The organism is Streptomyces sp. NPDC002784 (genome assembly GCF_053592135.1).
On the sequence record NZ_JBSFVD010000016.1, the window covers coordinates 1 to 19,781 of the forward strand.

General features: G+C 70.0%; 18 protein-coding genes and 1 pseudogene. 8 read left to right on the plus strand and 11 right to left on the minus strand.

The window, feature by feature from the left end:
• The first annotated feature begins 107 nt into the window (after positions 1 to 107).
• From ACWD1Z_RS24860 to ACWD1Z_RS24870, 3 genes are read left to right on the plus strand one after another with little or no spacing between them, the layout of a single operon-like run.
• Complete coding sequence (locus ACWD1Z_RS24860; protein ID WP_451121795.1) at positions 108 to 1,031, plus strand: ABC transporter ATP-binding protein; 924 nt, start codon at positions 108 to 110, stop codon at positions 1,029 to 1,031.
• Positions 1,028 to 1,795, plus strand: coding sequence for an ABC transporter permease (locus ACWD1Z_RS24865; RefSeq protein WP_451121796.1), 768 nt, complete (start codon positions 1,028 to 1,030; stop codon positions 1,793 to 1,795). Before ACWD1Z_RS24860 ends, ACWD1Z_RS24865 begins: the two co-directional genes overlap by 4 nt.
• Before the next feature lie 53 nt (positions 1,796 to 1,848).
• A complete protein-coding gene (locus ACWD1Z_RS24870) occupies positions 1,849 to 2,844 on the plus strand; it encodes a COX15/CtaA family protein (protein ID WP_451121936.1) in 996 nt (331 codons plus the stop codon).
• A gap of 11 nt (positions 2,845 to 2,855) precedes the next feature.
• On the opposite strand, the gene ACWD1Z_RS24875 is transcribed toward ACWD1Z_RS24870, so the two are convergent.
• From ACWD1Z_RS24875 to ACWD1Z_RS24885, 3 genes are all read right to left on the minus strand, one after another.
• Positions 2,856 to 3,962 (minus strand): amidohydrolase family protein, encoded by a 1,107-nt coding sequence (locus ACWD1Z_RS24875; RefSeq protein WP_451121797.1) that lies wholly within the window; start codon positions 3,960 to 3,962, stop codon positions 2,856 to 2,858.
• Between the two features lie 137 nt (positions 3,963 to 4,099).
• Entirely contained in the window at positions 4,100 to 4,432 is a 333-nt protein-coding gene (locus ACWD1Z_RS24880) for a hypothetical protein (protein ID WP_451121798.1), read from the minus strand.
• A gap of 55 nt (positions 4,433 to 4,487) precedes the next feature.
• Positions 4,488 to 5,441, minus strand: coding sequence for a heme o synthase (locus ACWD1Z_RS24885; protein WP_389418717.1), 954 nt, complete (start codon positions 5,439 to 5,441; stop codon positions 4,488 to 4,490).
• A 355-nt stretch (positions 5,442 to 5,796) separates the two neighbouring features.
• Between ACWD1Z_RS24885 and tkt the strand changes: the two genes are divergently transcribed.
• Genes tkt through pgl form a run of 5 tightly spaced genes read left to right on the plus strand, consistent with a single transcriptional unit; the run spans position 5,797 to position 12,404 of the window.
• Entirely contained in the window at positions 5,797 to 7,884 is a 2,088-nt protein-coding gene (gene tkt / locus ACWD1Z_RS24890) for a transketolase (RefSeq protein WP_451121799.1), read from the plus strand.
• A 33-nt stretch (positions 7,885 to 7,917) separates the two neighbouring features.
• Entirely contained in the window at positions 7,918 to 9,036 is a 1,119-nt protein-coding gene (gene tal / locus ACWD1Z_RS24895; RefSeq protein ID WP_451121800.1) for a transaldolase, read from the plus strand.
• Positions 9,037 to 9,040: 4 nt separating this feature from the next.
• Positions 9,041 to 10,564, plus strand: a complete 1,524-nt coding sequence (zwf, locus tag ACWD1Z_RS24900; RefSeq protein WP_389418714.1) for a glucose-6-phosphate dehydrogenase — start codon at positions 9,041 to 9,043, stop codon at positions 10,562 to 10,564.
• Complete coding sequence (gene opcA, locus ACWD1Z_RS24905; protein WP_451121801.1) at positions 10,561 to 11,625, plus strand: glucose-6-phosphate dehydrogenase assembly protein OpcA; 1,065 nt, start codon at positions 10,561 to 10,563, stop codon at positions 11,623 to 11,625. Before zwf ends, opcA begins: the two co-directional genes overlap by 4 nt.
• The gene (gene pgl / locus ACWD1Z_RS24910) at positions 11,622 to 12,404 is read left to right on the plus strand and encodes a 6-phosphogluconolactonase (protein ID WP_389418712.1); all 783 of its coding nucleotides are present in this window, start codon (positions 11,622 to 11,624) and stop codon (positions 12,402 to 12,404) included. The genes opcA and pgl overlap by 4 nt, the downstream gene beginning before the upstream one ends.
• A 62-nt stretch (positions 12,405 to 12,466) precedes the next feature.
• On the opposite strand, the pseudogene ACWD1Z_RS24915 reads toward pgl, so the two are convergent.
• The 8 genes and pseudogenes from ACWD1Z_RS24915 to gap form a co-directional block, all read right to left on the minus strand.
• Positions 12,467 to 12,856, minus strand: a pseudogene (locus ACWD1Z_RS24915) (carbohydrate ABC transporter permease); the annotation flags it as partial.
• A gap of 52 nt (positions 12,857 to 12,908) precedes the next feature.
• Positions 12,909 to 13,730: a hypothetical protein gene (locus tag ACWD1Z_RS24920; RefSeq protein ID WP_451121802.1), complete on the minus strand. Its 822-nt coding sequence runs from the start codon at positions 13,728 to 13,730 to the stop codon at positions 12,909 to 12,911.
• Between the two features lie 84 nt (positions 13,731 to 13,814).
• A complete protein-coding gene (pgi, locus tag ACWD1Z_RS24925) occupies positions 13,815 to 15,467 on the minus strand; it encodes a glucose-6-phosphate isomerase (RefSeq protein ID WP_451121803.1) in 1,653 nt (550 codons plus the stop codon).
• A 151-nt stretch (positions 15,468 to 15,618) separates the two neighbouring features.
• Entirely contained in the window at positions 15,619 to 15,954 is a 336-nt protein-coding gene (locus ACWD1Z_RS24930) for an RNA polymerase-binding protein RbpA (RefSeq protein WP_003957010.1), read from the minus strand.
• A 199-nt stretch (positions 15,955 to 16,153) separates the two neighbouring features.
• Positions 16,154 to 16,384: a preprotein translocase subunit SecG gene (secG, locus tag ACWD1Z_RS24935; protein ID WP_105869397.1), complete on the minus strand. Its 231-nt coding sequence runs from the start codon at positions 16,382 to 16,384 to the stop codon at positions 16,154 to 16,156.
• A gap of 102 nt (positions 16,385 to 16,486) precedes the next feature.
• Entirely contained in the window at positions 16,487 to 17,263 is a 777-nt protein-coding gene (gene tpiA, locus ACWD1Z_RS24940) for a triose-phosphate isomerase (RefSeq protein WP_451121804.1), read from the minus strand.
• Between the two features lie 5 nt (positions 17,264 to 17,268).
• Positions 17,269 to 18,480 (minus strand): phosphoglycerate kinase, encoded by a 1,212-nt coding sequence (locus ACWD1Z_RS24945; RefSeq protein ID WP_451121805.1) that lies wholly within the window; start codon positions 18,478 to 18,480, stop codon positions 17,269 to 17,271.
• 134 nt (positions 18,481 to 18,614) lie between these two features.
• Entirely contained in the window at positions 18,615 to 19,625 is a 1,011-nt protein-coding gene (gene gap, locus ACWD1Z_RS24950) for a type I glyceraldehyde-3-phosphate dehydrogenase (protein ID WP_451121806.1), read from the minus strand.
• Between the last annotated feature and the right edge of the window lie 156 nt (positions 19,626 to 19,781).

The window sequence follows — 19,781 nt, forward strand, 5'->3', positions numbered from 1 at the left end:
CACCGCAGCAATCTCGTCCGGAGTCACACACTCTCAACGCCACACCGGGCCCCAAGGACACGCACCACCCCAGCCGACCTGACCAAGCCCTACTAGACTCTTGAGCCATGCGAACTGACCCCGTGGTCCAGGTCCGGGCCCTGGTGAAGCGGTACGGCACGAAGACCGCGGTGGACGGCCTCGACCTGGTGGCCCGGGCGGGCGTGACCGCCGTACTGGGGCCCAACGGCGCGGGCAAGACGACCACGGTCGAGACCTGCGAGGGATACCGCAGGCCGGACTCCGGGACGGTACGGGTGCTGGGCCTGGACCCGGTGCGGCAGTCCGCCGAACTCCGCCCGCGGATCGGCGTCATGCTCCAGTCCGGCGGCGTGTACTCCGGCGCCCGCGCCGACGAGATGCTCCGCCACGTGGCGAAGCTGCACGCCCACCCCCTGGACGTGGACGCCCTCATCGAGCGGCTGGGCCTGGGCGGCTGCGGCCGGACCACCTACCGGCGGCTCTCCGGCGGCCAGCAGCAGCGGCTCGCGCTCGCCATGGCCGTCGTGGGCCGCCCCGAGCTGGTGTTCCTGGACGAGCCGACCGCGGGGCTCGACCCGCAGGCCCGCCGCTCGACCTGGGACCTGGTCCGCGATCTGCGCGCCGACGGGGTCTCCGTCATCCTCACCACCCACTACATGGACGAGGCCGAGCAGCTCGCCGACGACGTGGCGATCATCGACGCCGGCCGGGTCATCGCCCAGGGCTCCCCCGAGGAGCTGTGCCGCGGCGGCGCCGAGAACACCCTGCGCTTCTCCGGCCGCCCCGGCCTGGACGTCGGCTCCCTGCTCAAGGCGCTCCCCGCCGACTGCACGGCCGCCGAGCTGACCCCGGGCTCGTACCGGGTGGCCGGGAAGGTCGACCCGCAACTGCTCGCGACGGTCACCTCCTGGTGCGCCCAGCACGGGGTGATGCCGGACCGGATCTCGGTGGAACGGCACACCCTGGAAGACGTCTTCCTGGAGCTCACAGGCAAGGAACTGCGCTCATGACCGCCGGTACCCACACACCGAGGCCCGGGGCCGCCCCGCTCCCCCGCATGATCATGGCCCAGGCGGCGCTGGAGACGCGGATGCTCCTGCGCAACGGCGAGCAGCTGCTGCTCACCGTGATCATCCCGACCCTGCTGCTGGTCCTGTTCTCAACGGTGGACATCGTCGACACCGGCGAGGGCGAGGCCGTGGACTTCCTCGCCCCCGGCATCATCGCGCTCGCGGTGATGTCGACCGCGTTCACCGGCCAGGCCATCGCCACCGGCTTCGAGCGGCGCTACGGCGTGCTGAAGCGGCTCGCCGCCTCCCCGCTGCCGCGCTGGGGCCTGATGACGGCGAAGACGCTGTCGGTCCTGGTCACCGAGGTCCTCCAGGTGCTCCTGGTGACGGTGATCGCCTTCGCGCTCGGCTGGGACCCGCGGGGCAATCCGGCGGCCGTGGTGCTCCTGCTCATCCTGGGCACGGCCGCCTTCTCCGGCCTGGGCCTGCTGATGGCGGGCACGCTCCCGGCGGAGGCCACGCTCGCCGCCGCCAACCTGGTCTTCCTGCTGCTGCTCATGGGCGGCGGGGTCATCGTGCCGCTGGACAGGTTCCCGGACGCGGCGCAGGACGTGCTCGCGCTGCTGCCCATCTCGGCACTGTCGGACGGGCTGCGGGACGTGCTGCGGCACGGCACCGGGATGCCCTGGGCCGACCTGGGGATCCTCGCGGTGTGGGCGGTGGCCGGGCTGGCCGCGGCCGGGAAGTTCTTCCGCTGGGAGTAACCCCTCGTGAATGCGTGCACAAGCCCGGGCCTACGATAGGTCGCGTGCCGAATCTGACCCGCGCCGACGCCGTAGCGGCCGTGCGCAACCCGCTCGCCTTCATCGCCGCACGCTGGACCCCGGATCCCAGGACGGTCCGGCGGGCGGCGCTCGCCGCGCTCGTCATGTCGGTGGTCATCGTGGTCACCGGCGGAGCGGTGCGGCTGACCGGCTCCGGGCTCGGCTGCCCCACCTGGCCGAAGTGCACCGAGGACTCGATCAACAACACCGCCGAGATGGGCATCCACGGCTACATCGAGTTCGGCAACCGCCTGCTGACGTACGTGCTGTGCGCGGCCGTCGGCTGGGCGATCATCGCCGCCCGCGCGCAGAAGCCGTACCGGCGCAGCCTGACCCGGCTGGGCTGGACGCAGTTCTGGGTGGTGATGGGCAACGCCGTTCTCGGCGGGATCGTCGTGCTCGTCGGCCTGAACCCGTACACGGTCGCCGCGCACTTCCTGCTCTCCTCGGCGCTGATCGCGGTCGCCACGGTGATGTGGCAGCGCACCCGGGAGGGCGACACCGAGCCCCGCCCGCTGGTGGGCAAGGCGGTGCAGCAGCTGGTCTGGGTCCTGGTCGCGGCGAGCGTGCTGCTGATCGCGGTCGGCACGGTCGTCACCGGGGCGGGACCGCACGCGGGCGACTCCAGCGAGGTCGAGCGCATGCCGCTGGACTGGGAGAGCGTGAGCAAGCTGCACGCGGTCCTGGCCTGGATCGTGGTGACCCTGACCTTCGCCCTGTGGTTCGTCCTCAAGGCGGTCGACGCGCCGAAGGGCCCGCCCGCCCGCACCCGGGACCTGTTCCTGATCCTGCTGGCCCAGGGTGCCGTCGGCTACGTCCAGTACTTCACGGACCTGCCCGAGGTCCTGGTCGGCCTCCACATGTTCGGCTCCTGCCTGGTGTGGATCGCTGTCCTGCGGGTGCTGCTGGCGCTGCGCGAGCGTCCGGTCACCGACCCGGCCGTCCCGGCCCCGGCCCTCGCCGACCGGCTCGAACCCGCCTCCGGCTGACCGCGGCGCGATCAGTCCAGCCCGTACACCCGCCGGGCGTTCCCCGCCGCGATCAGGCCCGCCACGCGCTGGGCGTCCGCCAGGGACCAGGCGTCGTCCGCGACCCAGGTGCCGAGGACCCGGGCGAGGGCCTCGCGGAAGAGGCGGGCGCCCACGACGTGGAGTTCCGGGAGTTCCTGGCCGCCGCTGGAGAAGAGGATCTTGCCGAAGGGGGCGAGTTCCAGGATCTCCGCGAGGACGGTCGCCGTGCGGGCGCCGGTGCGGACCAGGGCGGCGCCCGAGTCGGCGTAGACATGGGGGAAGACGCCGGCCAGGTGGGCGGCGTGCCGGTGGTACGGGTAGCTGTGCAGCAGGACCAGGTCCGTGCCGAGGCCCGCCGTGGCGCGCACGAAGCCCGTGAGCAGCACCGGATCCGTACGGTCGATGCGCAGGCCCGGCTCGCCCAGGCCCGCGTGCAGCTGGAGCGGCAGCCCCGAGGCCACCGCGCTCCACAGCAGGTGCCGCAGCAGCACCGGGTCGGTCACCTCGCCGCCCACCCGGCGGGCGGCCAGCCAGCGCCCCGCCGCGCCGCGCACCTCGCCGGGCCCCGGCGGCTCCGGCGCCAGCGCGAGGCCGTGCCGTACGCCCGCGACCGACGTGAAGGCGACCGCGTGCGCGGCGGCGCCGTGCACCGATTCGGCGAGGTTGGCCAGGAAGGACTCGACGGTTCCCGAGGTGTCGGCGACCTGTTCCGCGAGGAGTTCCAGGCGGACGATCTCGTGTGCCCGCGCGGCCCCGGTGCTGGCCAGTTCGTCGGGTCCGGTGAGGTCGCCGGGGACGCCGGTGTCGACCAGGTACGTGGTGATGCCGCTGCCGCGCAGCAGTCGCCGGCCCGCCTCCAGGACGCCCAGTTCACGGCGCCGGGCGAGATAGCGGGCGGGCGGGCAGTGCGGTTCCAGGCCGAGCAGCGGGGGGCACCAGCGCCGTACGGCGAAACCGGTCTGCGTGTCGAAGAGGGTCGTGCCGGGGGCCGGCGGGCCCTCGGTGCGGGCGAGTCGGGCCTCGAAGGTGCCGAGGCCCAGCTCGGTGCGGAGCACTCCGTGGCAGTACTGGTCCACTAGGGACGGCGTTTCGATCATCCGGACTCCCGTGTGTGGACCCTTTACAGGGCTTAACGGGTGAACCGGGGTCAGGGTTTGGGGTGTGCGCGTTGTTCGTCGGCTGCGGGCCGACCGGTGGCTGGTCGCGCAGTTCCCCGCGCCCCTGAGGGAGTTACTCAGCCGTTCTTCGGTCCGCCGACCTGGATTCCGGCCATCCGGGACCACTCGTACGGCCCCGTCCTGACCTTCGCCGCGAACTCGCCGTCGAACTGTTCGTGAACAGTGATGCCGGCCTGCTTCACCGCCTGTTCGGCGATCGCGTACGTCGGGGCCACCAGGTCGCCCCAGGTGCCGTCCTCGCCGACGAGGACGATCCGGGCGCCGCGCTCACCGAGATAGGCCACCTGGCCCTCGGCGCCGCCGTGTGCCTTGGAGAAGGCGCCGATCTGCTTGGCCAGCTTGGCCGCCCGGCGCTCGGCCTTCGCGTCAACCGCTTGCGTGTCTGCCATGGCCAGGATGCTACCGACGAGTAGATCAAAGGGCGATCCCGGGGCGGAGTGACCCTTACCTCAGGAAGGGGTCCACCGCGACGGCCACGAACAGCAGCGAGACATAGGTGATGGACCAGTGGAACAGCCGCATCTCCTTCAGCTTCGCGCCCGTCACCTCGGCCTTCGCCCGGTTCTGCAGGGCGTGTGCCTCCCACAGCCACCAGCCGCCCGCCACCAGGGCGACCAGCGTGTAGAACCAGCCCGTGTAGCCGAGCGGGGTCAGCAGCAGCGAGACCGCGACCATGACCCAGCTGTAGAGCACGATCTGCTTGGCGACGGTCTTGTTGGAGGCGACGACGGGGAGCATCGGCACGCCCACGCGCGCGTAGTCCTCGCGCACCTTCATCGACAGCGGCCAGTAGTGCGGGGGCGTCCAGAAGAACATGACGAGGAACAGCACGACCGGCGCCCACGACAGCGAGTTCGTGACGGCGGACCAGCCGATCAGCACCGGCATGCAGCCCGCGATGCCGCCCCACACGATGTTCTGCGAGGTGCGGCGCTTGAGGATCATCGTGTAGACGACGACGTAGAAGAGGAGCGCGCCGAGGGCGAGCCAGGCGCTCAGCCAGTTGACGGTCAGGCCGAACAGCAGCGTGGAGACGACCGCCAGGGTGATGCCGAAGGCCAGGCACTCGCGCGGGCTGACCATGCCGGTGACCAGGGGGCGCTGCGAGGTGCGGTCCATGAGGGCGTCGATGTCGCGGTCGATGTACATGTTGAGCGCGTTGGCGCCGCCCGCGGAGAGATAGCCGCCGAGGCAGGTCAGGAGGACGAGGCCGAGATCGGGCACGCCCTGCTGCGCCAGGAACATCACCGGCACGGTGGTGATCAGCAGCAGTTCGATGATCCGCGGCTTGGTCAGCGCCACGAACGCCTTGACCCGGGCCCCGATCGGCCGCCGGCTCGGGCTCTGGCTCGCCCCGATAATCCCCGCTGGACGGGATTCAACGGCCGTCACGCACACCCCTGACAGAGACATCCCAGCAAGCCTCGCGGTGTGAAGTCCCGGTAAAGGCTCGCGCGTACCACGCCACTGTAGACGTTGCCCAGACCCCGGCATTCGCGGGGGTGGCCTCGTGTTGGCACGCCCCGCTGGAAGAGCCGGCCGGCACTCGATTGAGCACTCGTTCGAGCGGCTTCGTATTCACTTGCCGAACGCGGTACGGACCAGTCGGGAGGCGGATGCCGACGAGTCCCGGCAGTCTGGAATGACTCGAAAAAACGCACGTACATACGGGGGTAGGCTCGACAACGGCCGGGGCGCCCCGTGCACCGGCAATTCGACATGCGTGACATGTGGAGAGGAGCCCTGACCCAGGGTGAGCACCAAGCCGACCACCACAGACCTCGAGTGGACCGAGCTGGACCAGCGGGCCGTGGACACCGCCCGCGTCCTGGCCGCCGACGCCGTACAGAAGGTCGGCAACGGCCATCCCGGTACGGCGATGAGCCTTGCGCCCGCCGCGTACACCCTCTTCCAGAAGGTGATGCGGCATGACCCGGCGGACGCCGACTGGGTCGCCCGGGACCGCTTCGTGCTGTCCGCGGGCCACTCGTCCCTGACCCTCTACACCCAGCTGTACCTGGCCGGCTTCGGCCTGGAGCTGGACGACCTGAAGTCCTTCAGGACGTGGGGCTCGAAGACCCCCGGTCACCCGGAGTACGGCCACACCACGGGCGTGGAGACCACCACCGGCCCGCTCGGCCAGGGTGTCGCCAACGCGGTGGGCATGGCGATGGCCGCCCGTTACGAGCGCGGTCTGTTCGACCCGGAGGCTCCCGCCGGTGAGTCGCCGTTCGACCACTACATCTACTGCATCGCCGGTGACGGCTGCCTCCAGGAGGGCATCTCCGCCGAGGCGTCCTCGCTCGCCGGCCACCAGCAGCTGGGCAACCTGATCCTGCTGTGGGACGACAACCACATCTCGATCGAGGGCGACACCGAGACGGCCGTCTCCGAGGACACCGTCAAGCGCTACGAGGCCTACGGCTGGCATGTGCAGCGCGTCGAGCCGCAGGCCAACGGCGACCTCGACCCGGCCGCCCTCTACGCCGCGATCCAGCAGGCCAAGGCCGTCACGGACCGGCCGTCGTTCATCGCGATGCGCTCGATCATCGCCTGGCCGGCCCCGAACGCCCAGAACACCGAGGCCGCGCACGGCTCGGCGCTCGGCGACGACGAGGTCGCGGCCACCAAGCGCGTCCTCGGCTTCGACCCGGAGCAGAGCTTCGAGGTCACCGACGAGGTGATCGACCACACCCGCCAGGCGCTGGAGCGCGGCCGTCAGGCCAAGGCGGAGTGGGAGAAGTCCTTCCAGGAGTGGCGCAACAGCAACCCCGAGCGCGCCGCCGAGTTCGACCGCATCAGCAAGGGCGAGCTGCCCGCGGGCTGGGAGTCGGCGATCCCGGTGTTCGAGCCCGGCAAGGGTGTCGCCACCCGTGCCGCGTCCGGCAAGGTGCTCCAGGCGCTCGGCCCGGTGCTCCCGGAGCTGTGGGGCGGCTCGGCCGACCTGGCGGGCTCCAACAACACGACGATCGACAAGACGTCGTCGTTCCTCCCGGCGGGCAACCCGCTGCCGGAGGCGAACCCGTACGGCCGCACGATCCACTTCGGTATCCGCGAGCACTCCATGGCCGCGGAGATGAACGGCATCACGCTGCACGGCAACACCCGCGTCTACGGCGGCACCTTCCTGGTGTTCTCCGACTACATGCGCAACGCCGTACGTCTGTCGGCCCTGATGCACCTGCCGGTGACGTACGTGTGGACGCACGACTCCATCGGTCTCGGCGAGGACGGCCCCACCCACCAGCCGGTCGAGCACCTGGCCTCGCTGCGCGCCATCCCGGGTCTGAACGTGGTCCGCCCGGCCGACGCCAACGAGACCGCCATCGCCTGGCGAGAGATCCTCAAGCGGTACACGAAGGTCTTCGGCAAGGGTGCCCCGCACGGGCTGGCGCTGACCCGCCAGGGCGTGCCGACGTACGAGCCCGACGAGGACGCCGCCAAGGGCGGTTACGTCCTGTTCGAGGCCTCGACCGGGACGCCCGAGGTGATCCTGATCGCGACCGGTTCCGAGGTGCACGTGGCTGTCGGGGCGCGCGAGCGGCTCGAGGCCGACGGGGTGCCGACGCGGGTCGTGTCGATGCCGTGCGTGGAGTGGTTCGAGGAGCAGGACCAGGGGTACCGGGACAGCGTTCTGCCCCCCGCGGTCAGGGCGCGTGTCGCGGTCGAGGCCGGCATCGGGCTCACCTGGCACCAGTACGTCGGGGACGCCGGTCGGATCGTTTCCCTGGAGCACTTCGGTGCTTCGGCCGACGGCAAGGTCCTTTTCGAGGAGTACGGCTTCACTGCGGAGAACGTGGCCGCGAAGGCGCGGGAATCCCTCGCTTCCGCCCAGCGCTGACGCTCACATACGACACGTAGGAGATGTAATTCCATGACAGACGCACTCAAGCGCCTCTCCGAGGAGGGCGTCGCGATCTGGCTGGACGACCTGTCGCGCAAGCGGATCACGTCCGGCAACCTCGCCGAGCTGATCGACCAGCAGCACGTCGTGGGCGTCACCACCAACCCGTCCATCTTCCAGAAGGCCATCTCGCAGGGCGACGGCTACGACCAGCAGCTGTCGGACCTCGCCGCCCGCAAGGTGACCGTCGAAGAGGCCGTCCGCATGATCACCACGGCGGACGTCCGCGACGCCGCCGACATCCTGCGCCCGGTCTTCGACGCCACGAACGGCCAGGACGGCCGCGTGTCGATCGAGGTCGACCCGCGTCTGGCCCACCACACGAAGCCGACGGTCGCCGAGGCCAAGCAGCTGGCCTGGCTGGTGGACCGGCCCAACACGCTGATCAAGATCCCGGCCACGATGGGCGGGCTGCCGGCCATCACCGAGGTGATCGGCCTGGGCATCAGCGTCAACGTCACGCTGATCTTCTCGCTGGAGCGCTACCGCCAGGTCATGGACGCCTACCTGTCGGGCCTGGAGAAGGCCAAGGAGAGGGGTCTGGACCTCTCCCTGATCCACTCGGTGGCCTCCTTCTTCGTGTCCCGCGTGGACACCGAGATCGACAAGCGGCTGGACGCGCTCGGCACCGACGAGGCCAAGGCCGCCCGCGGCAAGGCCGGCGTCGCCAACGCCCGGCTCGCCTACCAGGCGTACGAGGAGGTCTTCTCCTCGGACCGCTGGCTGGCGCTGGAGAAGGCGGGCGCCAACAAGCAGCGTCCGCTGTGGGCCTCCACCGGCGTGAAGGACCCGGCCTACAAGCCGACCCTGTACGTCGACGAGCTGGTCGCGCCGAACACGGTGAACACCATGCCGGAGGCCACGCTCCAGGCCACCGAGGAGGGTGGCCAGATCCGCGGCAACGCCGTCGCCGGCACCTACGAGCAGGCCCGCGCCGAACTCGACGCCGTCGAGAAGCTCGGGATCTCGTACGACGAGGTGGTGCAGCTGCTGGAGGAAGAGGGCGTCGAGAAGTTCGAGGCGTCCTGGAACGACCTGCTGAAGTCGACCGAGGCGGAGCTTCAGCGCCTCGCCCCCTCGGAGGGCTGACATCTTGTCGAGCAGCAACCCGCTGCGTGACCCCGCAGACCGACGGCTCCCGCGTATCGCGGGGCCGTCGGGCCTGGTCATCTTCGGCGTCACGGGCGATTTGTCACGAAAGAAGCTCATGCCCGCCGTGTACGACCTCGCGAACCGGGGTCTGCTGCCGCCGGGCTTCTCGCTGGTCGGTTTCGCCCGGCGCGAGTGGCAGCACGAGGACTTCGCCCAGGAGGTCCACGACGCGGTCAAGGAGCATGCCCGGACCCCCTTCCGCGAGGAGGTCTGGCACCAGCTCATCCAGGGCATGCGGTTCGTCCAGGGCACCTTCGACGACGACGACGCCTTCGAGCGGCTGCGCGACACCATCCAGGAGCTGGACAAGCAGCAGGGCACGGGCGGCAACTTCGCCTTCTACCTGTCGGTGCCGCCGCGCTCCTTCCCGGTGGTCATCCAGCAGCTGAAGAAGCACGGCCTCGCCGACCAGACCGGCGGCTCCTGGCGCCGCGCGGTCATCGAGAAGCCCTTCGGCCACGACCTGAAGTCGGCCGAGGAGCTCAACAAGGTCGTGCACGAGGTCTTCGCCCCGGACCAGGTCTTCCGCATCGACCACTACCTGGGCAAGGAGACCGTCCAGAACATCCTGGCGCTGCGCTTCGCCAACACGATGTTCGAGCCGATCTGGAACCGGTCCTTCGTGGACCATGTGCAGATCACGATGGCCGAGGACATCGGCATCGGCGGCCGGGCGGGCTACTACGACGGCATCGGCGCCGCCCGTGACGTCATCCAGAACCACCTGCTCCAGCTGATGGCCCTGACGGCCATGGAGGAGCCCGCCTCCTTCGACGCGGACGCGCTGGCCGCCGAGAAGACCAAGGTGCTCGGTGCCGTACGGCTGCCGAAGGACCTGGGCCGGGACACCGTGTTCGCGCAGTACGCGGCCGGCTGGCAGGGCGGCGCCAAGGCGGTCGGCTACCTCCAGGAGGAGGGCATCGACGCCAAGTCGAAGACCGACACCTACGCCGCGGTCAAGCTGGAGGTCGACAACCGCCGCTGGGCGGGCGTCCCCTTCTACCTGCGCACCGGCAAGCGCCTCGGCCGCCGGGTCACCGAGATCGCGGTGGTCTTCCAGCGGGCGCCGCACTCCCCCTTCGACCACACGGCGACGGAGGAACTCGGCAAGAACGCGATCGTGATCCGCGTCCAGCCGGACGAGGGCGTCACGGTCCGCTTCGGCTCCAAGGTGCCCGGCACCTCCATGGAGATCCGGGACGTGTCCATGGACTTCGCCTACGGCGAGTCGTTCACGGAGTCCAGCCCGGAGGCGTACGAGCGCCTCATCCTGGACGTCCTGCTCGGCGACTCGAACCTCTTCCCGCGCACGGAGGAGGTCGAGCTGTCCTGGAAGATCCTCGACCCGATCGAGGAGTACTGGGACAAGAACGGCACTCCGGCCCAGTACCCGGCCGGTACCTGGGGGCCCGTCGAGGCGGACGAGATGCTCGAGCGAGACGGACGGAGCTGGCGCCGGCCATGAAGACAGACCTGACGGACACCACGGCCAGCAAGATAAACAAGGCCCTCGTCCAGAGCCGCCGGGCCATCGGCACGCCTGCCGTGGGCATGGTGCTGACGCTGGTCATCGTGACGGACGAGGAGAACGCGTACGACGCGCTCAAGGCCGCCAACGACGCCTCGCGCGAGCATCCCTCGCGCACGCTCGTGGTCATCAAGCGCGTCTCGCGTTCCCCCCGGGACCGCACGAAGTCCCGGCTGGACGCCGAGGTGCGGGTGGGCGCGGACGCGGGCACCGGCGAGACGATCGTGCTGCGGCTGTACGGCGATGTCGTCGGCCACGCCCAGTCGGTGGTCCTGCCGCTGCTGCTGCCGGACGCGCCGGTCGTGGTCTGGTGGCCGGTGAACGCGCCGCTGGACCCGGCCAGCGACCCGCTGGGCGCCCTGGCCCAGCGCCGGGTGACCGACACCTACGCCTCCGAGCAGCCGGTGCGGGACCTTGAGGCCCGGGCCGGCGCGTACACCCCCGGTGACACGGACCTGTCGTGGACCCGCATCACGCCCTGGCGCTCGATGCTGGCCGCGGCGCTGGACCAGGTCGCGTGCGAGGTCAAGGGCGTCGAGGTGGAGGGCGAGGAGTTCAACCCGAGCTGTGAGCTGCTGGCGATGTGGCTCGCGGACCGGCTCGACGTCCCCGTGAAGCGGTCGCTGTCGGCGGGTCCCGGTCTGACGGCGGTGCGGATGGCCACCGACTGCGGTCCGATCGTGCTGGACCGGGCGGACGGCTCGCTGGCGACGCTGTCCATCGAGGGCCAGCCCGACCGTGCGGTGGCGCTGAAGCGGCGGGACACGGCCGAGCTGATCGCGGAGGAGCTGCGGCGGCTCGACCCGGACGACACCTACGCCTCGGCGCTGAAGTTCGGGGTGGAGCGGCTGAACGCGGAGGCCGAGAAGGCGGTGGCCGAAGAGGGGCCCGTCGCGGTGGAGACGCCCGTGGAGGAGGCCGCGAAGGCCCCCGCCAAGAAGGCCGCGAAGAAGGCTCCGGCGAAGAAGGCCCCCGCGAAGAAGGCGACGGCGAAGTGAGCACTCCGCAGCTGGTCGTGCACCACGACAAGGAGCTGATGGCGCAGGCCGCGGCGGCCCGGCTGATCACGAAGATCGTGGACGCCCAGACCTCCCGGGGCTCCGCGTCGGTGGTCCTCACCGGGGGCCGCAACGGCAACGGCGTGCTGGCCGCGCTGGCGGCGGCCCCGGCCCGGGACGCCATCGACTGGGGGCGCCTGGACCTGTGGTGGGGTGACGAGCGGTTCCTGCCCGAGGGGGATCCGGAGCGCAATGTCACGCAGGCCCGCGAGGCCCTGCTGGACTCGGTGCCCCTGGCCCCCGAGCGGGTGCACGCGATGCCCGCCTCGGACGGCCCGTACGGCGCCGACGCGGACGCGGCGGCGGCCGCCTACGCCGCCGAACTGGCCCGCGCGGCAGGCCCCGAGAACCACGGCGCGGTTCCGACGTTCGACGTCCTGATGCTGGGCGTCGGGCCGGACACGCATGTGGCGTCGCTGTTCCCGGAGCTGCCAGCGGTCCGCGAGACCGAGCGGACGGTGGTCGGCGTGCACGGCGCGCCCAAGCCCCCGCCGACCCGGATCACCCTCACCCTCCCGGCGATCCGGGCGGCCCGTGAGGTGTGGCTGCTGGCGGCCGGCGAGGACAAGGCCCAGGCCGCGGCCATCGCCCTGTCGGGCGCGGGCGAGGTCCAGGCCCCGGCGGCGGGCGCGCACGGCAGGCAGCGCACCCTGTGGCTGCTGGACACGGCGGCGGCCGGCCGGCTCCCGCGGTCGCTGTACCCGCCGGCCTCCGCGTAGGCCGAAGAGCGGCGGGGGAAGGACGAAGAGCGGTGGGGGAGGCAACTCCCCCACCGCTCCTCCTACTTCACCGACCCGGCCATGACTCCCTGCACGAAGTGCCGCTGGAAGGTGCCGAACTGCCGGATCTGGGACTGCAGTGCCACGGTCAGCGGCTGGGACGAGCTGTCCGCGAAGAGCAGGGCGACCAGCATGTCGTTCCACACCCACAGGAACTGGAAGATGGCGAGGCTGGCGATCGCGGGCCGGCCGACCGGCAGGACGAGCCGGGTGAAGATCCGCCACTCCCCGCCGCCGTCCATCCGCGCGGCCTCCAGCATCTCCTTGGGCATCTCCGCGAAGTAGTTCCGCAGCAGGAACACCGCGAACGGCAGCCCGTAGGCGACGTGGAAGAGCACCACGCCGGGAATCGTGCCGAACAGCCCCAGCCGGCCGAAGAGTTCGGCGCCCGGCGCCGGCTGACGGACACCTTGAGCGCCGTGGCCTGACGCACCCCGAGGGCCGTCACACCCCGTAGGGCCGGTACGGATGGCCCTGCGGAGGAACGTACGGCGGCGGAGCCGACGGCATCGGCGGAAGCACCGTGGGCAGGGTCGCCGGATGCGCGTCCAGCCGTATGCCGTAGTACCGCTTCAGCCGCCCCAGCTCCAGCAGCGCGATGCTCGTGACGGTCACCGGCGCCCCCAGGATGAACAGGATGCCCATCGCCAGGCCGAGGCCGTGCAGATCACCCGTGAGGAGATCGGGAAGGGCCATCAGCCAGGTCGTCACCGTGGCGAGCAGCGGCGGCAGACACCGGTGTACCGCGGCCGTGCCGAAGAAGTTGCCGGAGACCCGGAAGGCGCCCGCGGCGACGAAGCCGGTCATCCACAGCGCCGCGAGGCCGAACGGCAGCATCGCGAGGCCCCCGATCGCCGTGGACAGCTGGAACAGCAGCACCGTCGTGACGACCGAGCCGATGAACAGCAACAGCAGTTTCAGCGAGTTCATCAACGGCTGCCGCACCAGCCGCCAGTTGCCCGCGCGCCGCCAGCGGTAGAGCATCACGCCTACCGTGAGCGGCGTGATCAGCAGCAGCACCGCGGACGCGGTCAGCGCGTTCTCCAGGATCTCGTCGAAGGCGAACCCGCCCTCGACGAAGGTGTAGACGCCCACCGCCGCGACCGCCCCGGCGATGATCCTGATCCGCTTGAGGGTCTCGACGGACGCATCGAGCGAGGCCGGTATCCATCGCGGGTGGAACATCGCCCGCGCCACCCGCTGCGGCTTCAGAAAGTCCCGCGCGGTCAGCGTGCCGCCGGTCCAACTCCCTTGAGGACTGGTCAACTTGCACTCCCCCGAGTGATCGTCTCCTTGATCGTCGGGGGAGTCTAGTCGAAGCGGGCGACGCTCCGCCGCCCGCTTTCCGGCTCAGCGTCCGCGCAGTTCCCGGTACTTGGCGACCAGTGCCTGGGAGGAGGCGTCCAGACCGGGGACGTCGGCGCCCTCGGTGAGGGCGGGCTCGACGCGCTTGGCGAGGACCTTGCCGAGTTCGACGCCCCACTGGTCGAAGGAGTCGATGTTCCACACCGCGCCCTGCACGAACACCTTGTGCTCGTAGAGGGCGATCAGCTGGCCGAGCACCGACGGGGTCAGTTGCCGGGCGAGGATCGTGGTGGTCGGGTGGTTGCCCTGGAAGGTCTTGTGGCTGACCAGTTCCTCCGGCACCCCCTCCGCACGCACCTCCTCGGGAGTCTTGCCGAAGGCCAGCGCCTGGGTCTGGGCGAAGAAGTTCGCCATCAACAGGTCGTGCTGCGCCTTCAGTTCCTCGCTCAGTTCGGCGACCGGCTCGGCGAAGCCGATGAAGTCCGCCGGGATCAGCTTGGTGCCCTGGTGGATCAGCTGGTAGTAGGCGTGCTGCCCGTTGGTGCCGGGCGTGCCCCACACCACCGGCCCGGTCTGCCAGTCCACGGGCCGCCCGTCCCGGCCGACGTACTTGCCGTTGGACTCCATGTCGAGCTGCTGGAGGTAGGCGGTGAACTTGGACAGGTAGTGGCTGTAGGGCAGCACGGCATGCGATTGGGCGTCATGGAAGTTGCCGTACCAGATGCCCAGCAGGCCCAGCAGCAGCGGCACATTGGACTCGGCGGGGGCGGTCCTGAAGTGCTCGTCGACCAGCCGGAAGCCGTCGAGCATCTCCCGGAAGCGGTCCGGGCCGATGGCGATCATCAGGGAGAGGCCGATCGCCGAGTCGTAGGAGTAGCGTCCGCCGACCCAGTCCCAGAACTCGAACATGTTCGCGGTGTCGATGCCGAACTCCGCCACCTTCTCGGTGTTCGTCGACAGCGCCACGAAGTGCTGGGCGACCGCTTCCTGCCCGGCGTTCAGTTCGCCCAGCAGCCAGTTGCGCGCCGAGGTGGCGTTGGTGATCGTCTCGATGGTGGTGAAGGTCTTGGAGGCGATGACGAACAGCGTCTCCGCCGGGTCCAGGTCGCGGGTGGCCTCGTGCAGGTCGGCGCCGTCGACATTGGACACGAACCGGACCGTCAGCTCGCGGTCGGTGAACGCGCGCAGCACCTCGTACGCCATCGCCGGGCCGAGGTCGGAGCCGCCGATGCCGATGTTGACGACGTTCCTGATCCGCTTGCCGGTGTGTCCGGTCCAGGCGCCGGAGCGGACCCGGTCGGCGAAGTCGCTCATCCGGTCCAGGACGGCGTGCACACCCGGCACGACGTTCTCGCCGTCGACCTCGATGACCGCGTCCCGCGGGGCGCGCAGCGCGGTGTGCAGCACCGCCCGGTCCTCGGTGACGTTGATCTTCTCGCCGCGGAACATCGCGTCGCGCAGCCCGAACACATCGGTGGCGGCGGCCAGCTCACGCAGCAGGCGCAGCGTCTCGTCGGTGACGAGGTGCTTGGAGTAGTCGATGTACAGATCGCCGACCTGGAGCGTGTAGCCGGTGCCGCGGCCGGGGTCGGCGGCGAAGATGTCGCGCAGGGCGACCTCGCCGAGTTCCTCGCGATGCTTGGCCAGAGCGGTCCACTCGGGCGTCTGGTTGAGCCTGGTACGGCCGTCTTGGTTCATCTCGGACTTCAGCCTTCTTTCGTCCCTGTCCCCGCTGTTCCCAACCTAATTGATCAGCACGGGTATCAGCGCGATGACCGACAGCACGAAGAAGGCGGCCGTGAAACCGCTTCGGCCAGGCACCGTCCGGTGCCTGGCCGTTCATCGACTCCTAGATCTCGCCGCGCAGTTTGGCGAGCGCCTCGGCGAGAATCGCCTCGCCGTCCGCGTCGCTGCGCCGCTCCCGTACATACGCCAGGTGCGTCTTGTACGGCTCGGTGCGCGGCGGGTCCGGCGGGTTGTCCCGGTCCTGCCCTGCGGGGAAGCCGCAGCGCGGGCAGTCCCAGGTGTCGGGAACCTGCGCGTCGCTGGCGAAGCTGGGCTGGGTCTCGTGCCCGTTGGAGCACCAGAAGGAGATGCGCAGCCGGGGCGCGGACTCGCCACGCTCGGCCTCGCCCATCGGCCCCGCCCCGACCCGGCTTCCTCGGATCGCGTTGCCACTTGCCACGGTCGTAACTCCCTGCGTGATGGTGCCGCGAAGCGAGTCGGCGTTTCGCTTCGTTGCGAGCGCCTCAGTCTACGTAAGGCCCAACGCGCGTCCAGTGGTTGGAGTTACAGCTCCCACATCTAGACGCAAGGCCCATGATAGGCGGCGCTCAGCTGCGCGTACCGAACATGGGGCCTTACGTACGGATTGTGCGTGCCGGTCAGTTGTTCACCTTCATCAGAAGGGCGAGCACGACAATGCACGCGAACCAGAGCAGACCGACCACGACGGTGATCCGGTCGAGGTTGCGCTCGGCGACCGAGGAGCCGCCGACGGACGACTGCATGCCGCCACCGAACATGTCGGAGAGGCCGCCGCCCTTGCCCTTGTGCATCAGCACCAGCAGCATCAGCAGACCGCTGAACACGATCAGGGCGATCGAGAACCCCATAACCACGGCTGGACCAACTTCCTCGGATCTGGATGGACGACAGGGGCACAGCCACCGGGCTGTGCCCCCGCAAGGGTACGACGGATCGCCGCTACCGCATACTTACTGGTCGCGGAAGCGCACGATCTTGACGAACTCGTCGGCGTCGAGCGAGGCGCCGCCGACCAGCGCGCCGTCGATGTCGGCCTGCGCCATGATCTCGGCGACGTTGCCGGACTTGACCGAGCCGCCGTACTGGATGCGGACCTTGTCGGCCAGCTCCTGGGTGTACAGCTCGGCGAGCTTGGCGCGGATGGCGGCGCAGACCTCCTGGGCGTCCTCGGCGCCGCAGACCTTGCCGGTGCCGATGGCCCACACGGGCTCGTAGGCGATCACGACGGTCTCGGCCTGCTCGGCCGGGAGGTCCTTCAGACCGCCCTCGACCTGGGCGAGGGTGTGGCTGACGTGGTTGCCCGCCTCGCGGACGTCCAGCTCCTCGCCGACGCACAGGATCGGGGTCAGGCCGTGCTTGTAGGCGGCCTTGACCTTGGCGTTGACGATCTCGTCGGTCTCGTTGTGGTACTGGCGGCGCTCGGAGTGGCCGACGGCCACGTACGTGCACTTCAGCTTGGCCAGCATCGCACCGGAGATCTCGCCGGTGTAGGCGCCGGAGTCCTGCGCGGACAGGTCCTGGGCGCCGTACTTGATCTTCAGCTTGTCGCCGTCGACCAAGGTCTGCACGGAGCGCAGGTCGGTGAAGGGCGGCAGGACGGCGACCTCTACGGCCTCGTAGTCCTTGTCGGCCAGGGCGAAAGCGAGCTTCTGGACGTGGGCGATGGCCTCGAGGTGGTTGAGGTTCATCTTCCAGTTGCCCGCCATCAGCGGCGTGCGCGTGCTCATCTAGGTCAGTCCTCCAGTGCGGCGAGGCCGGGGAGCGTCTTGCCCTCGAGGTATTCGAGGGAGGCGCCGCCACCGGTCGAGATGTGGCCGAATGCGTTCTCGTCGAAGCCCAGGGTGCGGACGGCCGCGGCGGAGTCGCCGCCGCCGACCACGGTGAAGCCCGGGGAGTCGATGAGCGCCTGGGCGACCGACTTGGTGCCCTCGGCGTAGTCGGGGTGCTCGAAGACGCCCATGGGGCCGTTCCAGAAGACGGTGGCCGCGTCGGCGAGCTTCGAGGCGTACAGCTTGCGGGTCTCCGGACCGATGTCCAGGCCCTGCTGGTCGGCGGGGACGGCGTCCGCGGCGACGGTCGTGGGGTGGGCCGGGGCCTTGGTCTTCAGGTCCGGGAACTCGCCGGCGACGAGGACGTCGACGGGGAGGACCAGCTCGACGCCGTTCCCCTCCGCGCGCTCGATGTACTCCCGCACGGCCGGGACCTGGTCCTCCTGGAGGAGGGAGCCGCCGACCTCGTACCCCTTGGCCTTGAGGAAGGTGTACGCCATGCCGCCGCCGATGAGGATGCGGTCGGCCTTGCCGAGCAGCTGGTCGATGACGGCGAGCTTGTCGGAGACCTTGGCGCCGCCGAGCGCGACCACGTACGGGCGCTGGAGGTCGTCGGTGAGCTTCTTCAGGACGCCGACCTCGGTGGCGATGAGGTGGCCGGCGTAGTGCGGCAGCTTGCCCGGGAGGTCGAACACGGAGGCGTGCTTGCGGTGCACGGCGCCGAAGCCGTCGCCGACGTAGACGTCCGCGAGGGCGGCCAGCCGGTCGGCGAAGGCGGCGCGCTCGGCGTCGTCCTTGGCGGTCTCGCCGGCGTTGAAGCGCAGGTTCTCGATGACGGCGACCCGGCCGTCGGCGAGGCCCGCGACGACGGCCTGGGCGGACTCGCCGACGGTGTCGGTCGCGAACGCCACCTCGGCACCGAGGAGTTCACCGAGCCGGGCGGCGGCCGGGGCGAGCGAGAAGGCCGGGTCCGGGGCGCCCTTGGGGCGGCCCAGGTGGGAGGCCACGACCACGCGGGCGCCCGCCTCGGCGAGGGCCTTGACGGTGGGCAGGACGGCGCGGATGCGGCCGTCGTCGGTGATCGTGGCGCCGTCCAGCGGCACGTTGAGGTCGGCGCGGACGAAGACCCGCTTGCCGGTGACGCCTTCGGCGAGGAGTTCGTCGATCGTCTTCATTGAGAGGGCTCCCGAGAAGTGTTCGTGATGCTCGTGATCCTAAGAGGGCCGGTCGGTACGTGACACAGGGCCCGGGCGGCGCGTCCCTGCGCCGCCCGAGCCCTGCTGTCACATCGAAGTGCCTGCTCCGGGGATCAGAGCTGGTTGCCGACGAAGACCGTGAGGTCGACGAGGCGGTTGGAGTAGCCCCACTCGTTGTCGTACCAGCCGAGGATCTTCACCGTCTTGCCCTCCTGGACCATGGTCATGGAGGAGTCGAAGGTGCAGGAGGCCGGGTCACTGACGATGTCCGAGGAGACGATCTCGTCCTCGGTGTAGAACAGGTAGCCCTTCAGGTCGCCGTCGTCGGCGGCCTTCTTGAACGCGGCGTTGACCTCGTCCTTGGTGACCTCGCGCTGGAGCTCGACCACCAGGTCGGTGGCGGAACCGGTGGGAACCGGGACGCGCATCGCGATGCCGTCGAGCTTGCCCTTGAGCTGCGGCAGGACCAGGGCAGTGGCCTTGGCGGCACCCGTCGTGGTCGGGATGATGTTCTCGGCGGCGGCGCGGGCGCGGCGCAGGTCCTTGTGCGGGAAGTCCAGGATGCGCTGGTCGTTGGTGTACGCGTGCACCGTGGTCATCAGACCCTTGACGATGCCGAAGTTCTCGTCGAGGACCTTCGCCATCGGCGCCACACAGTTGGTGGTGCAGGAGGCGTTGGAGATGACGTGGTGGTTCGCCGCGTCGTACTTGTCCTGGTTGACACCCATCACGATGGTGATGTCCTCGCCCGAGGCCGGAGCCGAGATGAGGACCTTCTTGGCGCCGCCGACGATGTGCTTCTCGGCGTCGGCCTTCTTCGTGAAGATGCCCGTCGACTCGATGACGATGTCGACGCCGAGGTCGCCCCACGGGATGTCGGCGGGGTTGCGCTCGGACAGGACCTTGATGGTGTGACCGTCGACCGTGATCGTGTCGGCGGTGTGGGTGACCTCCTGCTTGAGGCGGCCCAGAATCGTGTCGTACTTCAGCAGATGCGCGGTGGTAGCGGTGTCACCCAGGTCGTTGACAGCCACGATCTCGATGTCAGCACCCTGCTCCAGCAGTGCGCGGAAGTAGTTGCGACCGATACGACCGAAGCCGTTGATGCCTACGCGGATCGTCACGAACCGATCTCCTCGTTGGTACGCCGGCCATGCGGTGCCGGCGAGCTGTATTTGGGATGTCCCCGACCGCCTACGACCCTACCTCTCTGCGGCCCCCGAGGTGACATCGAGATGCCCCATACACGGGCAGGCGGTCCGTACCCGCCAGTAGGGGTA

Coding starts and splice junctions, on each gene's coding strand:
- ACWD1Z_RS24860 (WP_451121795.1), top strand. CDS start 108: ATGCGAACTGACCCCGTGGTCCAGGTCCGGGCCCTGGTGAAGCGGTAC.
- ACWD1Z_RS24865 (WP_451121796.1), top strand. CDS start 1,028: ATGACCGCCGGTACCCACACACCGAGGCCCGGGGCCGCCCCGCTCCCC.
- ACWD1Z_RS24875 (WP_451121797.1), bottom strand. CDS start 3,962: ATGATCGAAACGCCGTCCCTAGTGGACCAGTACTGCCACGGAGTGCTC.
- ACWD1Z_RS24880 (WP_451121798.1), bottom strand. CDS start 4,432: ATGGCAGACACGCAAGCGGTTGACGCGAAGGCCGAGCGCCGGGCGGCC.
- tal (WP_451121800.1), top strand. CDS start 7,918: ATGACAGACGCACTCAAGCGCCTCTCCGAGGAGGGCGTCGCGATCTGG.
- opcA (WP_451121801.1), top strand. CDS start 10,561: ATGAAGACAGACCTGACGGACACCACGGCCAGCAAGATAAACAAGGCC.
- pgi (WP_451121803.1), bottom strand. CDS start 15,467: ATGAACCAAGACGGCCGTACCAGGCTCAACCAGACGCCCGAGTGGACC.
- secG (WP_105869397.1), bottom strand. CDS start 16,384: ATGGGGTTCTCGATCGCCCTGATCGTGTTCAGCGGTCTGCTGATGCTG.
- tpiA (WP_451121804.1), bottom strand. CDS start 17,263: ATGAGCACGCGCACGCCGCTGATGGCGGGCAACTGGAAGATGAACCTC.
- ACWD1Z_RS24945 (WP_451121805.1), bottom strand. CDS start 18,480: ATGAAGACGATCGACGAACTCCTCGCCGAAGGCGTCACCGGCAAGCGG.